Annotated in this window: 9 protein-coding genes; 8 read left to right on the top strand and 1 reads right to left on the bottom strand. The window is 71.4% G+C overall.

From position 1 onward, the window contains the following. Positions 1-82: 82 nt before the first annotated feature. The 6 genes from ACWEMY_RS11155 (at position 83) to ACWEMY_RS11130 (ending at position 18,198) form a co-directional block, all read left to right on the top strand. A complete protein-coding gene (locus tag ACWEMY_RS11155) occupies positions 83-13,465 on the top strand; it encodes an amino acid adenylation domain-containing protein (RefSeq protein ID WP_452389873.1) in 13,383 nt (4,460 codons plus the stop codon). Beyond that, a complete protein-coding gene (locus ACWEMY_RS11150) occupies positions 13,462-14,463 on the top strand; it encodes an ATP-binding cassette domain-containing protein (protein WP_452389872.1) in 1,002 nt (333 codons plus the stop codon). The genes ACWEMY_RS11155 and ACWEMY_RS11150 overlap by 4 nt, the downstream gene beginning before the upstream one ends. Then, positions 14,460-15,278, top strand: a complete 819-nt coding sequence (locus ACWEMY_RS11145; protein ID WP_452389871.1) for an ABC transporter permease — start codon at positions 14,460-14,462, stop codon at positions 15,276-15,278. Before ACWEMY_RS11150 ends, ACWEMY_RS11145 begins: the two co-directional genes overlap by 4 nt. Then, positions 15,278-16,066, top strand: a complete 789-nt coding sequence (locus tag ACWEMY_RS11140) for an ABC transporter permease (protein WP_452389870.1) — start codon at positions 15,278-15,280, stop codon at positions 16,064-16,066. The genes ACWEMY_RS11145 and ACWEMY_RS11140 overlap by 1 nt, the downstream gene beginning before the upstream one ends. Positions 16,067-16,111: 45 nt before the next feature. Then, complete coding sequence (locus ACWEMY_RS11135; RefSeq protein WP_452389869.1) at positions 16,112-17,206, top strand: ABC transporter substrate-binding protein; 1,095 nt, start codon at positions 16,112-16,114, stop codon at positions 17,204-17,206. Between the two features lie 92 nt (positions 17,207-17,298). Then, positions 17,299-18,198 carry a dioxygenase family protein gene (locus ACWEMY_RS11130; RefSeq protein WP_452389868.1) on the top strand — a complete coding sequence of 300 codons (900 nt, stop codon included), beginning with the start codon at positions 17,299-17,301 and terminating at the stop codon, positions 18,196-18,198. A 16-nt stretch (positions 18,199-18,214) separates the two neighbouring features. Here the strand turns inward: ACWEMY_RS11130 and ACWEMY_RS11125 are convergent, their stop codons facing one another. Beyond that, positions 18,215-18,784, bottom strand: coding sequence for a TetR/AcrR family transcriptional regulator (locus tag ACWEMY_RS11125; protein WP_452389867.1), 570 nt, complete (start codon positions 18,782-18,784; stop codon positions 18,215-18,217). A 104-nt stretch (positions 18,785-18,888) separates the two neighbouring features. Here ACWEMY_RS11125 and ACWEMY_RS11120 point away from each other — a divergent pair, with 104 nt between their 5' ends. Together ACWEMY_RS11120 and ACWEMY_RS11115 are read left to right on the top strand one after the other, a co-directional pair. Beyond that, positions 18,889-19,326: a DoxX family protein gene (locus ACWEMY_RS11120; protein WP_452389866.1), complete on the top strand. Its 438-nt coding sequence runs from the start codon at positions 18,889-18,891 to the stop codon at positions 19,324-19,326. A 55-nt stretch (positions 19,327-19,381) separates the two neighbouring features. Next, a complete protein-coding gene (locus ACWEMY_RS11115) occupies positions 19,382-21,076 on the top strand; it encodes an outer membrane protein assembly factor BamB family protein (protein ID WP_452389865.1) in 1,695 nt (564 codons plus the stop codon). The last annotated feature ends 3 nt before the right edge of the window (positions 21,077-21,079 follow it).

The raw sequence follows: 21,079 nt of genomic DNA, 5'->3' as shown, positions 1-21,079 counted from the left end.
GCGACAGGTTCAGAATGGATCTGGAGCGCGGTACGCGGTCGGGGACACACGGTGATCCAGACATGAGAACACAGGTCCGCTCATGACCCAGACTTCTTCGCTCGCGCCGGACGCCGGCGCCGCCGAAGGTCCTTTCCCCCTGTCCGCCGCCCAGCGCGGCATCTGGTTCGCCCAGCACATCGCGGGCGACACCCCGATCTCGATCGCCCAGTACGTCGAGTTGCGCGGCGCGGTCGATCTCGGGCTGCTCACCACGGCGGTCCGGCGCACCGGGCGCGAGTTCGGCACCGGCTATCTGCGGATGGTGGAGGTCGACGGCCAGCCGTATCAGCTCGTCGACCCCACCCTCGACGCCGACATCACCGAGCTGGATCTGCGCGGCGAGCCCGACCCCGAGCGCGCCGCGCACGCCTGGATGCGCGCGGAGTACTCCGCCCCGCTGGACATCACCCGCGACCGCCTGGTCCGCCTGGCCATGCTGCGCGTCGGCGAGGACCGCTGGTTCTGGTATTCACGGATGCACCACATCGTGCTCGACGGCATGGGCGCGCTGGCCCTGGTCCAGCGCACCGGCGAGCTCTACAACGCCGCTCTCGAGGGCCGGGAGCCGCCGAAGGCCAAGGCCGAGCCGCTACAGAAGATCGTCGAGGCCGATCTGGCCTATCGCAGCTCCGACCGGTTCGCCGCCGACAGCGAGTACTGGCGCACGCACCTGGCCGAACTGGCCGATCCGGTGACCCTGGCCGGGCGCGCGGCCGCCGTCGACGGACATCCGCGCCGCGTCTCCGGCGATCTGCCCGCCGCCACCGCGACCCTGCTCGACGAGGTGGCCGCCGCGGTGAACTCCGGTGTCGCGCCGACGGTGGTGGCCGCGTTCGGCGCCTATCTGGCCGCGATGACGGGCGCGCCCGAGGTGGTGCTGAGCCTGCCGGTCTCGGCCCGCACCTCGGCCACGCTGCGCCGGTCCGGCGGCATGCTCGCCAATGTCGTCCCGCTGCGCGTCACCCTCGCGCCCGCCACCACGGTCGGCGCGGCGATCCTGGCGGTGCAGAGCGAGCTCACCGGCGCGCTGCGCAGGCAGCGGTACCGCCAGGAGGACATCGTCCGCGATCTGGGCTGGTCGATGGACGAGACGGCTTCGTTCGGTCCGGCCGTGAACCTGATGATGGTCGACACCCGGATCGCGCTCGGCCCGGTGGTCGGGCGCCTGCACGTGCTCACCTCGGGCCTGATCGACGACCTGTTCGTCAACCTGTATCCCGGTGTCGGTGGCGAGAGCACCCATATCGATCTCCAGGGCAACGGCAATCTCTACACCGACGCCGACCTGGCGGCCCACCACGCGCGCTTCCTGCGGTTCCTGCACCGCTTCCTGGCCGCCGGTCCCGACGCCCCGCTCTCGACGGTCCCGGTGCTCTCCGACACCGAGCAGGCTGTCTCGGTGCCCGCGCGCGGCCCGGCGGGCACCACCGCGCGCACCCTGCCGGAGATCCTGGCCGCGGGTGCCGCGCTCGACCCGAACGCCGTGGCGCTGTGCTGGGGCACCGGTGAGTCCATGACCTACCGCGCGGTCGACGAGTACACCAACCGCCTGGCCCGCCTCCTGATCGCCGCCGGTGCGGGCCCGGAACACGGTGTCGCGCTGTCGATTCCGCGGTCCCGGGAATCGGTGCTGGCCACCGTCGCCGTCGCCAAGACCGGTGCGCCCTTCGTGCCGGTCGATCCGAACTATCCCGCCGACCGCATCGAGCACATGCTCGACGACAGCGGTGTGGTCACCGGCCTGACCGTCCCGGAAGCCCGTTCGACACTGCCCGACCGGATCACCTGGCTGACCCTCGACGACGAGACCGTCGCCACCCAGGACCCCGCCCCGATCACCGACGCCGACCGCACCGCACCCCTGCACCTCGACCAGATCGCCTACGTCATCTACACCTCCGGCTCGACCGGCCTGCCCAAGGGTGTACTGGTCTCGCACCGGGGCCTGGCGAATCTGGCCACCGGCTCGGGTGCCGGTTTCGGGGTCGACGCCGATTCGGTGATCGCCCACGCGGTCTCCCCGAGTTTCGACATCTCCGTCGAGGAGATCCTGGTGACCCTCGCCGCCGGTGCCGCCCTCGCGATCGTCCCACCCTCGGCCTACGCGGGCGAGGACATGGCACAGGTCCTGCGCGCGCAAGGCGTCACCCATCTCAATGTCACCCCCGCCGTGGTCGGGTCGCTGGACCCGGCGACGCTGCCCGCGCTGCGCACCATCGTGGTCGGCGGCGACGCATGTCCACCGGAACTGGTGGCCAAGTGGACCGGTCGCGCCCTGCTCAACGGCTACGGCCCCACCGAGACCACGGTCACCACCACCCTCAGCGATCCCCTCGTCCCCGGCGCCCCCGTCACCATCGGCGGCCTGACCCGCGGCGTGTCGGGTCTGGTGCTCGACCCCTGGTTGCGCCCGGTCCCCGCGGGCACCGTCGGCGAGCTGTATCTCGCGGGCCCCGGTCTGGCGCGCGGCTATCACCGGCGCAGTGGGCTCACCGCGAGCCGGTTCGTCGCGAATCCGTACGCGCCCGGCGAGCGCCTCTACCGCACCGGCGACCTCGTCCGCTGGTCCGATCACACCGGCCGGTTCACCCTGGAATACCAGGGCCGCGGCGATTTCCAGGTGAAGGTGCGCGGCTTCCGCATCGAACTCGGGGAGATCGACGCCGCGCTGCAACGGCTGCCCGGCGTCGACTTCGCCCTCACGCTCGGCGTCGAGACCCCGGCGGGCGCCACCGCGCTCGCCTCCTATGTCACCGCCGAACCCGGCACCGAACTCCATCCGGAGGCGATCAAAGCGGCTGTCGGCGAACGGCTTCCGGCCTACATGGTGCCCGCGGTGGTCACCGTCCTCGACCGGGTGCCGCTCACTCCGCTCGGCAAGGTCGACCGAAAGGCCCTGCCCGCCCCGGATTTCCGCACCGAGACCGTCACCGGCCGTCCCCCGTCGACCCCGCGCGAAGAACTCCTCGCCGCCCTGTTCGCCGAGGTCCTCGGCGTGGACGCGGTCGGCGCCGACGACAGCTTCTTCGCCCTCGGCGGCGACAGCATCGTCTCCATCCAGCTGGTCTCGCGCGCCAAGGCCGCCGGCCTCACCTTCAGCGCCCGCGACGTCTTCGAACGCAAGACCGTGGCCGCCCTGGCCGCCGTCGCCACCGACACCCCGGTCCACATCGTCGACGAACTCCCCGGCGGCGGCACCGGCCCGATCACCCTCACCCCCATCGTCCACGCCATGCTCGACCACGACGCCCCCTGGCACCGCTACGCCCAGGCCGTCCTCATCGGCCTCCCCGAAGCAACCACCCGCGCGACTCTCACCGACGCCCTGCGCGTCCTGCTCGACCACCACGATGTCCTGCGATCCACCCTGCGTGGGTCACCCGGTGCCTGGACCTGGGAGATCGCCGAGAAGGGCACGATCGATCCGGCCGTGCTCGTCGACGTGGTGCCTGCGGATCACACTCCCGGTGCCCGTCCGCCCGGCGACGCGGAATCCGGCTCCGGGATGCCGACGGATGCCGACGTCGTCGAACAGGCGCTGCAACGCGCCGCCGACCAGCTCGATCCCTCGACCGGCAGCGTCGTACGCGTCGTCCTCCTCGAGCGCGCCGACGCCGCTCCCCTGTGCTGGTTGGTCCTGCACCACCTCGTCACCGACGGCGTCTCCTGGCGAATCCTGCTGCCCGACCTGGCCACCGCCGCCTATGGCGGCACCCTCGACCCGGTCGGCACCTCGTTCCGCCGCTGGGCACACAGCCAACCCCTGGAAGCCATCGCCAGGGCGGGCGAACTACCCACCTGGCAGCGCATCCTGACCACTCCCGACTCCCCGTTCAGCACAGAGCCTTTCGATCCCACCCGCGATGTGGTCGACACCATGGCGCAGTGCCGGTCGACGATCCCCGCCGACACCGCGCACGCCGTCGTCACCACCGTCCCCGAGCAATTCCATTGCGGCGCCGACGATGTCCTGCTGACCGCCCTCGCCCTCGCCGTGGCCCGATGGCGCGAACGTACCGCCACCCTGATCACCCTGGAAGGCCACGGCCGCGCCGAATCCCTCCTGCCCGGCGCCGATGTGGCCCGCACGGTGGGCTGGTTCACCAGCGTGTACCCCGTCGCCGTCGACCTGACCGGCATCGATGTCGGCGACGCCTTCACCGGCGGCCCGGCCGCGGGCGAGGCGATCAAGACCACGAAGGAACAGTTGCGCGCGATTCCCGATCGCGGAATCGGCTACGGCCTGCTGCGCTACCTCGACGGCGAGACCACAGCCGCTCTCGCCGATGCCCCGGTTCCCCAGCTGAGCTTCAACTATCTGGGCCGCGCCGTCACCGGCGAAGACCCTTGGCTGCCACAACGTTTCGCCGCCACCAACGACGACCGGGCACCCCTGGCGGCGACCGTCGATATCAATGCCGTCCGCACCGACGCGGGCCTCGAGGTCACCTGGGCCTACGCGAGCAGACTCCTCACCGAGGCCGACATCCGCGACCTGGCCGACCTCTGGTCACAGGCCCTGACCGCCCTGGTCACCCACGCCGCCACCGAGGGCGCGGGCGGCCGCACCCCGTCGGATTTCACCCTCGTCACCGTCGACCAACCACAGATCGACCGCTGGGAACACACCTACCCCCGACTCACCGATGTCTGGCCGCTGTCCCCACTCCAGTACGGCCTGCTCTTCCACGCCCTCTACGACTCCGACACCGCCGACGGTTACACCGTCCAATCCCTGCTCACCCTCGCGGGCACCGTCGACGCCACCCGCCTCCGCACCGCTGCCCAGGCCCTGGTCGACCGCCACGAGAACCTGCGCGCCGCCTTCGTGGAAACCGACGACGGCCCCCGCCAGCTCGTTCTCGCCCACGCCGAGATCCGCTGGGATGACATCGATCTCAGCGAGATCACCGACCCCGCCGAGCGCGACCACGAACTGGCGCGCGTCATCGATCTCGACGCCCGCACCCGCTTCGACCTCACCCACCCACCCCTGCTCCGCTTCACCCTGATCAGAACCGGCCCCGACACCTTCCGCCTGGTGATGACCAATCACCATGTGGTGCTCGACGGTTGGTCCACCCCGCTGCTGGTCCGCGAACTGCTCGCCCTCTACGTCACCGCGGGCGACCCGTCGGCCCTCCCACCCGCCCGCTCCTATCGCGGCTTCCTGTCCTGGCTCGCCGACCAGGACACCGACGCCTCGCTCACCGCCTGGCGCGCGGCACTGGCGGGCATCGACACCCCCACCCGCGCCGTCCCCAGCCTGGCCGCCATCACCTCCCCCGAGACCGCCATGCGCTCGCACGAGCTGCCCGCCGCCACCGTCGCCGCGCTCGACGCCGCCGCCCGCGCGGCCGGGGCCACGGTGAACACCCTGGTCCAGGTCGGCTGGTCGCTGCTGCTGTCGCTGCTCACCGGCCGCACCGATGTGGTGTTCGGCAGCACCGTGTCCGGTCGCCCGCCGGAGCTGCCCGGGGTGGAGGAGATGGTCGGGCTGTTCATCAACACCGTCCCCGTGCGGGTCACGCTGGACCCGGCGGAGAAGGTCGCCGATCTGCTGGGCCGGGTGCAGACCGAGCAGGCCCGGCTGATGGACCACCAGCACGTCGGCCTGGCCGCCATCCACCGCGCGGTCGGCCTGGCCGAACTGTTCGACACCCTCACCGTGTTCGAGTCCTACCCGATCGACCGCGAGGCCCTCTCCCAGGCTCTCGATATCGCCGGGATGCGGGTGCTCGATGTCGAAGGCACCGACGCGACACCGTATCCGCTCAACCTCATGGTGATCCCGCTGCACACCCCCGACGGCGACGCCCTGCGCGTCACCGTCAAATACCTGGCCGACCAGCTCGACCACACCGCCGCGCAGTCCCTGCTCGATCGCTTCGTCCGGCTGCTGACCCAGCTCGCCGCACACCCGGACCTGCCCGTCTCGCAGATCCGCACCTGCGACGACACCGAACTGTCCACCCTGGCCCCGGTCCGCGGCGCGCCGCCCGTGCCGATGCGAACCCTGCCCGACATCCTCACCGCCGGTGCCGCCCTCGACCCCGGGGCCGTCGCGGTGAGTTCGGGCGATCTGCGCATGAGCTACGGCGAACTCGACGCCTGGTCCAACCGGTTCGCCCGGGTCCTGCTCGGGCGCGGCGTGGGCCCGGAGGTGTTCGTCGTGCTGGCGCTGACCCGCTCGCTGGAATCGGTGGTCGCGGTCTGGGCGCTGGCCAAGACCGGCGCGGCCTTCGTCCCGCTGGACCCCAGCTATCCGGTGGAGCGCATCGAGCACATGCTCTCCGATTCCAGGGCCCCGATCGGCGTCACCGTGACGGCCACCGGCGAAACCCTGCCCGGCACCATCGACTGGCTGCTGCTCGACGACCTCAACACCATGCGCCGGGCCATGCTGGTCTCCGATGCCCCGATCACCGACGCCGAACGCGGCGGCCCCCTCGACCTCGACCACACCGCCTACCTCATCTACACCTCCGGCTCCACCGGCAAACCCAAGGCGGTGCTGCTCAGCCATCGCGGCATCGCGAATCTGGTGACCGCGCAACGGGAAACCCTCGATCTCGACCCCTCCGCCAGCGCCCTGCAGGTCGCCTCCCCCAGTTTCGACGCCTCGGTGTTCGAGATGCTCACCGCGCACGCGGCGGGCGGGCGGCTGGTGGTGTCGCCGCCGGAGGTCTACGGCGGCAGCGAACTGGAAGCCCTGCTGCGCACCGAACAGGTCACCCACGCGGTCATCACGCCCTCGGCCCTGGCCACCATGGAACCCACCGATCTCACCGCCTTGCGCGTGCTCGCCGTCGCCGGTGAGGCGGCCACGCCCGAGCTCATCGAGAAGTGGGCGGCGGGCAGGCGCATGGTGAACCTGTACGGCCCCACCGAATTCAGTATCTGGGCCACCGGTCCCGCCGAACTGCACGCGGGCGAACCGGTGACCATCGGCGGCCCGATCCGTGGCGCGGCCGTGGTCGTGCTCGACAGCTGGCTGCGACCGGTCCCGGTGGGCATCCAGGGCGAGCTGTACCTGGCGGGCCCGGCGCTGGCGCGCGGCTATTTCCACCGGGTCGAGATGACCGCGAGCCGCTTCGTCGCCGACCCCTTCGGCGCGCCCGGGGACCGCATGTACCGCACCGGCGACATGGTGCGCTGGGTGCAGGGCGCGGACGGCGCGCTGACTCTGGAGTACTTGGGCCGCAGCGATTTCCAGGTCAAGATCCGTGGCCTGCGAATCGAGCTGGGCGAGATCGACGCGGTGCTCTCCCGCGACACCGAGGTCGAGTACGCGGTCACCATCGGCCGCGAGGGACCGGCCGGGGCGACGGTGCTGGTGTCGTATGTGCTGCCCGCGCCCGGCGCCGACCTCGATCCCGAACACCTGCGCGCGCAGGTCGCGGCCGAGCTGCCCGGATACATGGTGCCCGGCTATGTCGTGCTGCTCGACGACATCCCGCTGACCCCGGTCGGCAAGCTGGACCGCAAAGCCCTTCCGGTACCGGACTTCTCGTCGGCGCGACGGTCCTACCTCGCCCCGCGCACACCGGTCGAGGAGTCGGTGGCGGCGGTGTTCGCCGAGGTGCTGGGCAGCGACCACGTGAGTGTCGACGAGTCCTTCTTCGAACTCGGCGGCAATTCGCTGAGCGCGACCAAGGTCGTCGCCCGGGTGAATTCGGCCCTCGGCTGCGGGATCGCCCTGCGCGACCTGTTCGACGCCCCGACCGTGGCCCAGCTCGCCGCCCGCCTCGTCCCCGCGCCCGACGGCACCCCGGGCCGCCCCGCCCTTGCCGCGCACCCTCGCCCCGACCGCATCCCGCTCTCCCCCGCCCAGCAGCGCATGTGGGTCCTCAACCAACTCGACCCGGACTCCGCCGCCTACAACATCGCCATCGCCCTGCGCCTCACCGGCGACCTCGACGTCCCCGCCCTGCGCCAGGCTCTCACCGATGTCATCGACCGCCACGAATCCCTCCGCACCCGCTACCCCGCCGACTCCGAGGGCCCCCGCCAGGTGATCGTCGGCACCGACCCGCCCACGATGCCCGTCCTCGTCACCGAGGACGGCGCCGCCCTCCGCGCACGGATCAACGAACTCACGGCCACCGGCTTCGACCTCACCCGCGAGACCCCCGTCCGCCTGGCCCTGTTCCGCGTGACCGAACCCGCCGGCACCGAGTCGCATGTGATCGTGCTCGTGGTGCACCACATCAGCGCCGACGGCGCGTCGATGGCACCGCTGGCCGCCGATCTCGTGGCCGCCTACTCCGCCCGCATCGCGGGGTCGGCACCTACCCGCGCACCGCTGACCGTCCAGTACGCCGACTTCGCCCTCTGGCACCGGGAGGTGCTCGGTGCCGCCACGGACGCCGATTCCCTGGCGGCACAGCAGATCCGGTTCTGGCGAGACACCCTCGCCGACGCCCCGGACGCTCTGGAACTCCCCGGCGACCGCCCCCGCCCGGCGGTCCAGTCCCTGCGCAGCGACGATGTCGGCTTCACCCTCGACACCGAAACACACAGTGCCCTGGTCGAATTCGCCGCCGCGCACAATGTCAGCGTCTTCATGGTCGTGCACGCCACCCTGGCGGTCCTGCTGTCGCGTCTGGCGGGCACCGGCGACATCGTCATCGGCACCCCGGTGGCCGGTCGCGGCGAGGAGGCTCTCGACGAGCTGGTCGGCATGTTCGTCAACACCCTCGCGCTGCGCACCCCCGTGGACCCCGGCACCGATTTCCGCCGGTTCCTCGACACCGTGCGCGGCACCGACCTGGACGCCTTCGCCCAGGCCGACATCCCCTTCGAGCAACTCGTCCAAGCCCTGGACCCCACCCGCTCGACCGCCCACCACCCCCTCTTCCAGGTCTCGCTCTCGCTCCAGAACTTCGTCGCCCCCGTCCTCGAACTCCCCGGCCTGCGCTTCGAGGTCGAGGACTTCGACCGCCGCTCCTCGGCCTTCGACCTCACCGCCGACCTGCGCGAACGCTTCGACGACTCCGGACGCCCCGCCGGTATCGAGGGCACCCTGTCCTATGCCACCGACCTGTTCGACGCCCCCACCGTCACCGCCTTCGCCGACCGCTGGCACCGGGTCCTCACGGCCGTCCTGGCCGAGGCCGACCTCCCCCTCGCCGAGATCGACATCCTCACCGAAACCGAACGCGCCCAGCTGGTCCCGGTGCACGGCCCCGCGACCACCGGCACGACCACCCTCGCCCACCTGCTGGCCAGTACGGCCACAACCTTCCCGGACCGCCCCGCCGTCATCGCCTATCAGCCGCATCCCACGGTCGACCCCGCGCCAGCACACTCCACTCGGCGCACAGATGCGGAGACGGAAGGCACTCCCTCGACCACGGAATCCTCCGGCACGACAGCACTTTCCGCCGCAGACGCGCACACCGTCCCCTCCGCCACGAAGCCCTCCGGCGTGGCAGCACCTTCCGCCACCACCTACCACGCACTCGACGCCCGTTCCAACCAGCTGGCGCGACTGTTGATCGAGGCGGGTGCCCGCACGGAAACCGTCGTCGCCCTGTCACTCCCACGCTCGGAAGTCCTGCACACCAGTCTCTGGGCGACCGCCAAGACCGGCGCCGCCTTCGTCCCGGTCGACCCCAAGCACCCCGCCGACCGCATCGAACATATGCTCACCGATTCCGGTGCGCGCGTGGGCATCACCCTCGCCGAGTACCGGCCCGGGCTCCCCGACAGCACCCACTGGCTCGTCCTCGACGACCCGGCCGTGGCCGAGCGCCTCGCCGCCACCAGCGACGCCCCACTCACCCCGGACGAGCTCCCGGCCCCGATCCGTGTCGAGAACCCGGCCTGGATGATCTACACCTCCGGCTCCACCGGCACCCCGAAGGGCGTCACCGTCACCCATCGCGGCCTGGCCGACCTGATCGCCGCCCAGCGCGCCGACCTCGCCCTCGACGAGCACGCCCGCGTGCTCCAGGTCGCCTCCCCGAGCTTCGACGCGTCGATCTTCGAGGCGCTCATGGCCTACGGCTGCGGGGCCGCCGCCGTCATCGCACCGCCGGACGTCTTCGGCGGTGCCCCGCTCGCGGAACTCATCGCCGCCGAGCAGGTCACGCACATGGTCATCACACCCTCGGCCCTGGCCACCATCGATCCCGCCGAGGTCTCGAGCGTGCGGGTGCTGGCCGTGGCCGGCGAGGCGGTCGGCCCCGACCTCGTCGCGCGCTGGTGCGGCGGCGCGGACGGCCGCACCATGGTGAATCTGTACGGCCCGACCGAATACACCATCTGGGCAACGGGTTCCGCGCCGCTGTCGGAATCGGAACCGGTCACCATCGGCACACCGATCCGGGGTGCGAAGGCTCTCGTCCTGGACGACCGGTTGCGTCCGGTACCGCTCGGCGTCGCCGGGGAGCTCTACCTGGCGGGCACCGCCGCGGCCCGTGGCTATCACGCCCGTCCCGCCCTCACCGCCGCCCGTTTCGTCGCCGACCCCTTCGGCGCACCCGGCGACCGCCTCTACCGCACCGGCGATCTCGTCCGCTGGACCCACACCGCCACCGGCCTGACCCTGGAATACCTGGGCCGCACCGATTTCCAGGTGAAGGTGCGCGGCCAGCGCATCGAACTGGGCGAGATCGACGCGGTCCTCGGCGGCATCGACGGCGTGGATCTCGCTGTCACCCTCGGCGTTCCGGGGCCCACGGGCGCCACCGCCCTGGCCGCCTATCTGGTGCGTCTGCCCGGCACCGAACTCGATATCGACCGTGTACGCGCCGTCGCCGCCGACACCCTGCCCGGCTACATGGTCCCGGCCGCGTTCGTCGTCCTGGACGCCATCCCGATCAACGCAGTCGGCAAACTCGATCGCAAGGCCCTGCCCGACCCGGTGTTCGTCACCGACGACACCGCCTACCGCGCCCCGGAAACCCCGACCGAACAGGTCCTCGCCGACATCTACGCCGAACTGCTGGGCCGCGAGCGGGTGGGCGTGGACGACTCCTTCTTCGCCCTCGGCGGTGACAGCATCCTCGCCATCCAGCTGGTCACGCAGGCGAAACTGCGGGGCGTGCAGTGCACTCCGCTCCAGGTCTTCGAACACCGCACCGTCGCCGCACTGGGCGCCGTCGTCGACGCGGGCGAGACCGTGGAGGCACTGGCGGAGCTGCCCGGTGGCGGGGTCGGCGACCTGCCGCTCACCCCGATCGTGCGGTACATGATCGAGCGCGGCGGCGATTTCGACCGGTTCGTCCAGACCGCCGTGCTCGACCTGCCCGTCGGTATCGACCGCACCCGGCTCGTCGCCACCCTCACCGCCGTGATCGACCGGCACGACATGCTGCGCGCACGCCTGTCCCGCGACGGCGACGACTGGCGGCTGAGCGTGCCCGACCCCGGCACGATCGACGTCGACGCTCTCGTGCACCGCACCGAGTTCGACGCCGCGGTCGACCCCGTGGAACTGCGCGAATACGCCCAGACCGCATTGGATTCCGCGATGAACCGCCTCGATCCCGCCACCGGGGTGGTCCTCCAGTTCGTCTGGCTCGACCCCGTCGGCGACGCCGGGTCACGCACCCGGCCCGGCCGCCTGATCGTCGTCGCCCATCACCTGGTGATCGACAGTGTGTCCTGGCGCATCCTCGTGCAGGACCTCATCGCCGCCTGGGCCCAGGTCGCCGCCGACACCACCCCGGTCCTGCCGGAGACCGGCACCTCCGTGCGCCGCTGGTCGCACGCGCTCACCGAACAGGCGCACAGCGACCGCCGCCGCGCCGAACTCGGCTACTGGCAGACGGTGACCGGCGGCCCCGACCCGCTGCTCGGCAGTCGCCCCCTCGATCCCGCGATCGACCAGGGCCACACCGTGCGCCGCCTCGACATCGAGGTCGACGAAACCACCACCACCGCCCTGCTCACCACGCTGCCGGGCCTGTTCCACGGCGGCGTCACCGACGCCCTGCTCGCCACTCTCGCCCTCGCTCTCGTGCGCTGGCGGGCCCGCCGCGGCGTGGACGAACCCTCGGCACTGCTGCGCCTGGAAGGCCACGGCAGGCAGGAGGAAGTGGTGCCGGGCGCGGACCTGTCCCGCACCATCGGCTGGTTCACGAACCTGTACCCCGTCCGCCTCGACCTGGCCGAGATCGACATCGACGACGCCTGCACCGGCGGCCCCGCCATGGGCACCGCCATCCGCACCGTCAAACACGACCTCCTGTCCGTCCCCGACAAGGGCATCGGCTTCGGCATGCTCCGCTACCTCGATCCCGAGACCGCCCAACAACTTCCGGCCGCCCTCCCAGGCCAGATCTGTGTGAACTACCTCGGCAGGCACACCTCCGTCGAGACCCCCGCCGGACTAGAGGGCCTCGGCTGGCTGCCCACCGGCGACCTCGGTGACCTGGACGCCGCCGAACACGGCGAGGTGCCCGTGATGGCGGCCATCGACATCAACGCCATGGTCGTCGGTGACCGCCTGCGCGCCGACTTCGGTTATGCCGCACAGCTCCTCGACCACGACGACGTGGCCGAGCTCGCCCAGCTGTGGGCCGAGGCCCTCACTGCCGCCGCCCGGTTCGCCGACACGCCCGCCGCCGCGACGGCCGCCGCTGACGAAGCCGCCACGACCACCACGGCCCCCGCTGGTCCCACCGGTCTCGGCCTCGACGTGCTGCTCCCCATCCGTCCCGACGGCGACAAACCCGCCCTGTTCTGCGTGCACTCCTCCTCCGGAATGTCCTGGAGCTACCTGGGATTGGCCGAGAGCCTCCGGCCGGGCCGCCCGATCTACGGCCTCCAGGCCCCGGACCTCGCCGGCCGCGAACCCTCGGCCCGCTCGATCGAGGAATTCGCGCGCCGCTACGTCCGGGAGATCCGCGCGGTCCAGCCGCACGGGCCCTACCACCTGCTGGGCTGGTCGTTCGGTGGCCTGATCGCCGAGGCCATGGCCGTCGAACTGGCCGCAGCGGGCGAGCAGGTCGGCGTAGTCGCCCTGCTCGACACCGACACCGCCGATATCGACGGCGACAGCATCGAACGCCTCACCGCGGGTGCCTTCATCCACACCTTCGGCGCGATCTTCGGCATCGACGACGTGCCCGCCGACGCCACCGCCGAGCAGGCCGCCGCCGCCATCACCGCCCGGCTCGGCGTCGAACTCGTCGACGCCGCCACCCTCGAACGGATGGCCGCCTCCTACAACGCCTCCGCGGGCACCAGGACCGGCTATCAACGCCCCGTCCACGACGGTGACCTGCTCTACTTCCGCGCCGCCGTCGACCCGCAGGAATGGATGGGCCAGGACGGCTGGCGGCCCTACGTGACCGGCGAGATCGTCAGCCACGACGTGCCGGTGACCCACGACGAGATGACCACTCCGCTTGCCCTGTCGGTGATCTCACCACTGCTCGACGACCAGATGGAAGCAGGAGACCGGCCATGAGCGTCGAACCCACTCTCGCCCCCAGTCCCGCCCGCACCGGCGGGGTGCTCGTGGAGGGCATCGAGAAATCCTTCGGTGACGTGCACGCCCTGCGCGGGGTCGACTTCGCCGCCGAGCCGGGCCAGGTGCTCGGCATCCTCGGTCCCAACGGCGCGGGCAAGACCACCACGGTCAATATCCTGTCCACCCTGATCACCCCGGATCGTGGGCGGGCGGTGGTCGCCGGACATGATGTCGTCGCCGATCCGGCCGCGGTGCGCCGCAGCATCATGCTCACCGGCCAGTACGCCGCCCTCGACGACATGCTCAGCGGCTACGAGAACCTGGTCATGTTCGGCAGGCTCATGGGCCTGCGCAAACCCGCCGCCCAGGCCAGGGCCCGCGAACTGCTCACCGAATTCGATCTCGACCGGGCCGCCGAACGCCGCGTCGGCACCTACTCCGGCGGTATGCGCCGCCGCATCGATATCGCCTGCGGCCTGGTGGTGCGCCCGGACGTGGTCTTCCTCGACGAACCGACCACCGGCCTGGACCCGCGCAGCCGCCAGGGTGTCTGGGACCTGGTGCGCGGCTTCAAGAACGAGGGCATCACCACCCTGCTCACCACCCAGTACCTCGAAGAGGCCGACGCGCTCAGCGACCGGATCATCGTCATCGACCACGGCGTGGTGATCGCCGAGGGCACCGCCGACGAACTCAAACACCGCACCGGCGGCAGCTACTGCGAGATCGTGCCCCTCGATCTCGACGGCCTGCCCACCATCGCCGCCGCCCTCGGCACCCTGCTGCCCCCGGAGAACCTGGCCGCGCTCACCCCGGAATCCGACCGCCTCACCATCCCCGCCCCCGAGGGCGCCAAGACCCTCGCCGAAGCCCTGCGCCGCCTCGACGACGCCGGCATCGAACTCGTCGACATCGCCCTGCGCCGCCCCTCCCTCGACGATGTGTTCCTCCAGCTCACCGGCCATCTGGCCACGACCGAGCAGGCCGTCCCGTGACCGCCGCCACCTGGCACACCGACGTCCGGGCCGCCCCCGCCACCGTGCAGCAGTGGTGGGTGCTGACCACCCGGCTGATCGCGCCCGCCGTCAGGTCCGGCGAGGTGCTGTCCTCGGTGCTGGCCCCCGCCGCGTTCACGGCCAGCTTCTACATCCCGCTCAAGACGGTGATGATGTTCTCCGGCAACGGTTTCAGCAGTTACGCCCAGTACATGATGCCGCTGGTCATCCTCCAGGCCGCTGCCTTCACCGCCATCTCGGCAGCCTTCCGCTCGGCCACCGACGCCGTCGCCGGGCTCAACCGCCGCTTCGGCGCCATGCCGCTGCGGCCGCTGGTCCCGGTCGCGGCGCGGATGTCGGCCAATCTGTTCCGGCTGGTGATCTCGCTGGCCGCCGCCATCGCCTCGGGGTACGTCATCGGGTTCCGGTTCCGGCTCGACGGCTGGCACACCCTCGGCTTCCTGGCCCTGTCCCTGCTCATCGGGATCGCGCTGACCCTGGGCGCCGATGTCATCGGCACGCTGTCCAAGAGCCCGGAGGCGACCTCGCAGGCGCTGGTGCTGCCACCGCTGATCTTCGGCATGCTCTCCACCGGTCTCGCCCCGGCCGATCAGTTCCCGGAGTGGATCCAGTGGTTCGTGCGCAATCAGCCGGTGTCCCAGTTCGCCATCGCCCTGCGCGCGCTGGCCGGGGACACCGCCGGCAATGCCGGGGTGGTGAGCTGGTCGCTGATGGGCCCGTCGCTGCTGTGGCTGGCCGCCATCCTGGCGATCTGCGCGCCCGTCGCCGTCCGGCTCAGCGCACGGAGGGCGTGATGACACTGCAGACCGAGAACTCCCCCGCCGCGCTGGTCCGGCACACGCTCATCCAGACCCAGCGGCTGCTGGTGCGCTGGGCCCGCAACCCGATCACCCTGCTCGAGACACTGCTCATCCCGTGCCTGCTGCTGATCATGCTCGACATCGTGGTCGGCGGGCAGATCGAACGGTTCACCGGCGAGGACGCCCTCTACGGTTCGGTGCCGATGGTCGCGCTGGTCGGCGCGCTCTCCGGCGCCGTCGCCAGCGGAGTCCTGCTGGGCCGCGAACGCGACGCGGGCCTGCTGGCCCGGTTCTGGGTGCTGCCGGTGCACCGGGCCTCCGGCCTGGCCTCACGCATCCTGGCCGAGGGCTGCCGCATCCTCGCGGGCACGATCGCGGTGGTCCTGGTCGGTTTCCTGCTCGGTTTCCGGTTCCACCACGGCCCGCTGGCTGCACTGGCGTTCCTGCTGGTCCCGGTGATCTTCGGGCTGGCCTTCGCCACCATCGTCACCGCGGTGGCCGTCTACACCGCCAAGGCCGCGCTGGTCGAGGGCATCACCATCCTCACCTCGCTGATGATGTTCTTCAGCACCGGTTTCGTCCCGCTGGTCGCCTTCCCGACCTGGATCCAGCCGGTGGTGCGCAATCAGCCGATGTCGGTGGCCGTGGACGCCATGCGCGGGCTGGCCGACCACGGCCCGGTCGCCCGTCCGCTGGTCCTGACTCTGATCTGGTCGGCGGGCGCGGTGCTGCTGTTCGCCGTCCCCGCCGCCATCGGTTTCCGCCGCGCCAGCCGCCGGTGACGCCCCCGGCGAGCAGCACCGGGGCCACGCAGTACCCTCGTGCGCATGCCGGTGAGCGCCCGAGAACGCACCCGATTCCGTCGCACCGCCGAGCGGGCCGGTCGTGCCCGCTCGCGCGGCATCGCCGTCGGCGCCGCGCTGCTGTGCGCCGTCGCGTTCACCGCGGGCTGCGCGGACAAGACCGACGACGCCAGCACCATCATCCGCACCACCACCAATATCGCCGGAGCCGGTGTGGTCGGCGCCGACCGCGACACCGCCACCGCCTGCCCGCTGCCCAGCGCCCCCGATGCCGGACCCGGTGCGACCCGCGCGGTCACCCACACCGCCGGGGTCTCCCAGGTGCCCGCCGACCCGCAGCGCATCGTCGTGCTCACGAGTTCCGCCCTCGACGCCGCCTGCGCGCTGGGCCTGTGGGAACGCGTCGCGGGCGCGGTCACCCTCGAAGGCGACCGCCCGCAGCCGATGTATCTGGGCTACGGCGTGCTCGAGGTGCCCAGCGTGGGCCCGATCGGTCAGCCCGATCCCGCGCGCATCGCCGAACTGAAGCCCGACCTCATCCTCGGTGACATCGCCCCCGCCGCAGGCGGTTACGAGGCGCTGCGCGCCATCGCCCCCACCGTGCTCATCGGCCAGGGCGGCAGCTGGCAGTCCGATTTCACCGCCTACGCCGCCGGCATGGGCCGCCGCGACGCCGCCGCCACCGCCCTGCGCGACTACCTCACCGAAGCTCACGACCTCGGCCCCGCCCTCAACGCGAGCCAGTCACAGGCGTCGGTGCTGCGCTTCACCGCCGACAGCACCCAGGTGCAGGGCAGCGAGACCTTCGCCGCCCAGGTCCTCGCCGATGTCGGCGTGCAGCGTCCCACCGCCCAGCGCGGCCAGTCCTACGACATCACCGCCGACGAACTGGCCACCAAGGCCGAGGGCGATGTCGTCTACGTGATGTTCGACGGCGAGCAGGGCGAGGAGCACGGCAAGCAGGTGTTGCGCTCCACCGAGTTCGAGGAGCTCGGCGCCGCCACCGACCGCCGCGTCTTCGCCGTCGACGACAAGATCTGGCACACCACCGGCCTCACCGCCGCCCGCGCCGTCCTCACGGATCTGCGCAACAGCCTCAACGGCTACGTCACCGACTGAGCGTTCCCAGCAACCTCCCAGCGCGTCCCCAGCCTCGGCGCAGACCCCGCTCCTACCGTCGACCTCGACACCGGAGAAGCGGAGGAGACGCGATGCACGAGCACGACCTCGGATTGGGCCACGACCTGCGGGTGATGTCACGCAGACAGATGCTGAGCGCGCTCGGCATCGCCGGCGTGGCGGCCGCGGCGGCGGCCTGCGCGAGCGATTCCGGCACCACCACCACCGCCACGTCCACCCCGGCCACCCTGCCCGCCGCCGCACCGGGCGAGACGGCCGGACCCTATCCAGGTGACGGCTCCAACGGACCCAATGTGCTCATCGAATCGGGTGTGGTCCGCTCCGATATCACCGGCAGCTTCGGCGCGTATTCCGGGACCGCACAGGGTGTTCCGATGACTCTCACGCTGAACCTCGTCGACCTGACGACCAGCGCGGCGGGCGCGGGCATGGCCGTCTACGTCTGGCACTGCGACCGCGAGGGCCGGTACTCGCTCTACAGCGAGGGCGTCACCGAGCAGAACTACCTGCGCGGTGTCCAGGTCGCCGACGACAACGGCACCGTCGAGTTCACCTCGATCTTCCCCGCCTGCTACACCGGCCGCTGGCCGCACATCCACTTCGAGGTCTACGACTCGCTGGCCACGGCCGTCGCCGGTGACAATGCCCGCCTCACCTCCCAGATCGCCCTCCCCCAGGACGCCTGCGAGACCGTCTTCGCCGCCGACTCCGGCTATGCCGCCAGCACCGGCAACATGTCCGGGGTGACGTTGGCCTCGGACAATGTCTTCGGTGACGGGTGGGACGCCGAGCTCGCCACCGTCAGCGGGACACCGGCCACCGGCATGGCGGTCTCGCTCACGATCGGAGTGGCCGACAAGTCCCAGAACACCCAGTCCGCTCCCGGCGGGCAGCCCCCGGGCGGGATGGGCGGTCAGCCACCGGGCGGCCAAGGTGGCGAGCCGCCCAGCGGTGGTCGTCCGCCCCGATAACGCGACATCGGGTCGCTCAGTCGAACTGCACCGTCGCCAGCATCGCCCGGGCCAGCTGTTCCGGATCGGCCGAGGACGCCAGCTCCGACCCTTCGAGGGCCCCCTCCCGCCACAGCGTCGCGAACCCGTGCACCAGCGACCAGGCCGCGAGCCGGGTGGAGCGCTGCCGGTCGGGCGCCTGCCCGGCCCGCAGCCCGGCGATCCCCGACCGCAGTGCCGCGCCGGACCGCTCGCGGGCGGCGAGCAGGTCGGGATCGTCGGCCCGCAGCACCTCGCGCCGGTACATCACATCGAAGCGCCCCGGCTGGGCCAGCGCGAACCGGATGTAGGCCACCGCCACCTCGCGCATGTCCTCCCCCGCGGCCGCCAATTCCGTTGCCAGCAGGTCGAATCCCTCGATGGCCAGCGCGGTGAACAGTCCCGCGCGGTCCCCGAAGTGGTGCGCGGGCGCCGCGTGTGAGACCCCCGCCCGCCGGGCCAGCGCCCGCAGCGATACCGCCTCCACGCCTTCCGCCGCGATCTGCTCGGCCGCCGAGTCGAGCAGCGCCGCCCGCAGATCCCCGTGGTGATACCCGTCCTTGGCCATCCCTAGATCCTGACCGACGAACTTGTCATTGACAAGTTCCCGCGATGGTGTCAATCTTTCCAGTGTCAAGATTGACACCGCGTCGCCCGCTTCAGGAGCTCCACATGGCCCCCTTCATCGTCCTCACCACCGTCACCCTGCTGGCCCGCCTGCTCGGCTGGATCGCCCCGCTGACCTGGCTCGATTCCTGGCCCCACGCCATCACCCTGGGCCTGGCGGCCATGTTCGCCCTCACCGCGGTCGCCCACTTCCAGCAGCCTCGCCGGGACGCCCTGATCGCGATGGTCCCGCCCCGCCTGCCCAATGCCCCCGCACTGGTCACCCTCACCGGATTCCTCGAACTGGCAGGCGCGGTCGGCCTGCTCATCCCCGCCACGGCACCGGTGGCCGCCGCCTGCCTGTTCGTCCTGCTGCTGGTGATGTTCCCCGCCAATATCCGAGCCGCCCGTGCCGACCTGGGCATCACCACCATGCCGCTCCCCGCCCGTACCGCCCTCCAGGGCGTCTTCCTCGCGGCGTGCGCGGTGGTGGTCCTCGCCTGACCCGAGTCCGCGAGGCCCGCTATCCTCGGGTCCGCAGCTTCATGGGGGAGGGTCGATGACCGACAGCAGCACGTCTTTGCCACGGCGCCCGGACTATTCGCGACCGGTGTCGGCCGCGGCGGTCCTCGGCGTCGTCCTGCTCGTCGGCGGTGTACTGCTCGGGCTCTACAGCCTGTTCGTCGCCGCCGACAGCCGCGTCGACATCTCGGCGGAAGAAGTCACCGATCTCTCCACCGATCTCGGCCTGCTCGCGGTAGGGCTCGGCATCGCCTCCTTGCTCGTACTGGCGAGTGCCCTGCGCTGGGCACGGACATTGCAGGCCAAGGGAATCGGGAACGTCCCGAGCGCGGCGATGCACGTGATCGTGGTCATCGGATTCCTCGCCGTCTGGCGGCTGCACATCCCCTCCATGGTCGAAACCACGTTCGAGCACTACGCGGCCTTCCCGAAGCTGCCGATGTCGGTCGCCGCGTGGGCGCTCGTGGTGGTGGGAACGCTGCTCGTCCTCGGCGCGGCGATCTCACCGCCGCTCTACGGCGCGCTCCCGAAACGCACCGGCGCGACCATGGCCGCGATCGGCGTCCTCGCCTGTGTAGCCGCCACCGGTGCCGCCGTGTGGGCGGGTGACGACAGCCGGTTCTTCGATCACCGCACCGTCGCCGACGCCCCCGTCCCGGCGCAGCCGAAAGCCCTCGGACAGGAACGATTCCGCCTCGACCTGCCCCCTTCGTCCACCGTCGTGGCAGGCGGTCACGGATTCCTCGTCGCCACCTCGACCGGCATCACCGCCTACGACGGCACCACCGGAACCCCACGCTGGCACCACCTGCGACCCACCGCGACCGAGCGGGGCGTCCACCTCGATCCGGACACCCCGTACTCGCTGACCGCCGAGAACGCCGTAATCGCCTACTGGTACGGCCTCGGCTGGATCGCCCTGGACGCGGGCACCGGCGAAACCCTGTGGACCGAATCGGATTTCACCCGCGACAGGGAGACGGGGCTGGACGCGCTGACGGGCGACGGGAAACACACGCTGCTCGCCCGCGCCGACGACGGCGACTTCCGGCGCTACGACGCCCGCACCGGTGAGCGCCTGTGGTCCGCCCCGGCCGTCCCCGACAACTGCCGGACGGAACGCGCCCAGATCGCGATCACCTCGGTCGCGGTCTACCAGGTGATGGTCTGCCGCGACTCGCTCGGCCCGGCGACCACCGTGCGCGCCCTCGACGCGACCACCGGTGCCGTCATCACCGAACGCGCCTTCCCCACCCCGGAACCGAACCGCCTGCCGACGATTTCCGTCGTCGAGGATGTCGTCTCCCTCGACTGGAGCTACCGCACCGAGGGACTGCGCCACCTCCACTTCGTCAGCCCCACCCACCTCACCACCGCCGAGATCACCGACAGCGTCGACGTTCTCGCCGCCGACCGGACCACCGTCGTCACCAGCCCCGGCCTCGGTGAAACAACCGTCTCGGATCGCACCGACCCCACGCGCTCACGCACCGTGCCCATCGGCCTGGACGGCCTGCTGCCCATCGGCGGCCGCCACCTGCTCCTCGACGACGAACTGATCTCGATCGCCTACGGCCTCCAGACCTGGCAACGGCCCGACCTCACCGAAACCACCCCCGCTCCCTTCACGAAGTGCACGCCGAAGACCCTGCTCCGAGCCCCCGGCTCCACCCTCATCGTCTGCGAAACCAAAACCCGCGACCGATTCGTCCTCGGCACCGCGCCCCGATAGCCC

This window comes from Nocardia sp. NPDC004415 (genome assembly GCF_053602435.1).
Note: the sequence above shows the minus strand (reverse complement) of the source record. Positions and strands in the feature narration are given on the sequence as shown.

What these genes read in the sequence shown, in the direction of transcription:
- ACWEMY_RS11155 (WP_452389873.1), top strand. Translation starts at nt 83, where the DNA reads ATGACCCAGACTTCTTCGCTCGCGCCGGACGCCGGCGCCGCCGAAGGT.
- ACWEMY_RS11150 (WP_452389872.1), top strand. Translation starts at nt 13,462, where the DNA reads ATGAGCGTCGAACCCACTCTCGCCCCCAGTCCCGCCCGCACCGGCGGG.
- ACWEMY_RS11140 (WP_452389870.1), top strand. Translation starts at nt 15,278, where the DNA reads ATGACACTGCAGACCGAGAACTCCCCCGCCGCGCTGGTCCGGCACACG.
- ACWEMY_RS11135 (WP_452389869.1), top strand. Translation starts at nt 16,112, where the DNA reads ATGCCGGTGAGCGCCCGAGAACGCACCCGATTCCGTCGCACCGCCGAG.
- ACWEMY_RS11130 (WP_452389868.1), top strand. Translation starts at nt 17,299, where the DNA reads ATGCACGAGCACGACCTCGGATTGGGCCACGACCTGCGGGTGATGTCA.
- ACWEMY_RS11125 (WP_452389867.1), bottom strand. Translation starts at nt 18,784, where the DNA reads ATGGCCAAGGACGGGTATCACCACGGGGATCTGCGGGCGGCGCTGCTC.
- ACWEMY_RS11120 (WP_452389866.1), top strand. Translation starts at nt 18,889, where the DNA reads ATGGCCCCCTTCATCGTCCTCACCACCGTCACCCTGCTGGCCCGCCTG.
- ACWEMY_RS11115 (WP_452389865.1), top strand. Translation starts at nt 19,382, where the DNA reads ATGACCGACAGCAGCACGTCTTTGCCACGGCGCCCGGACTATTCGCGA.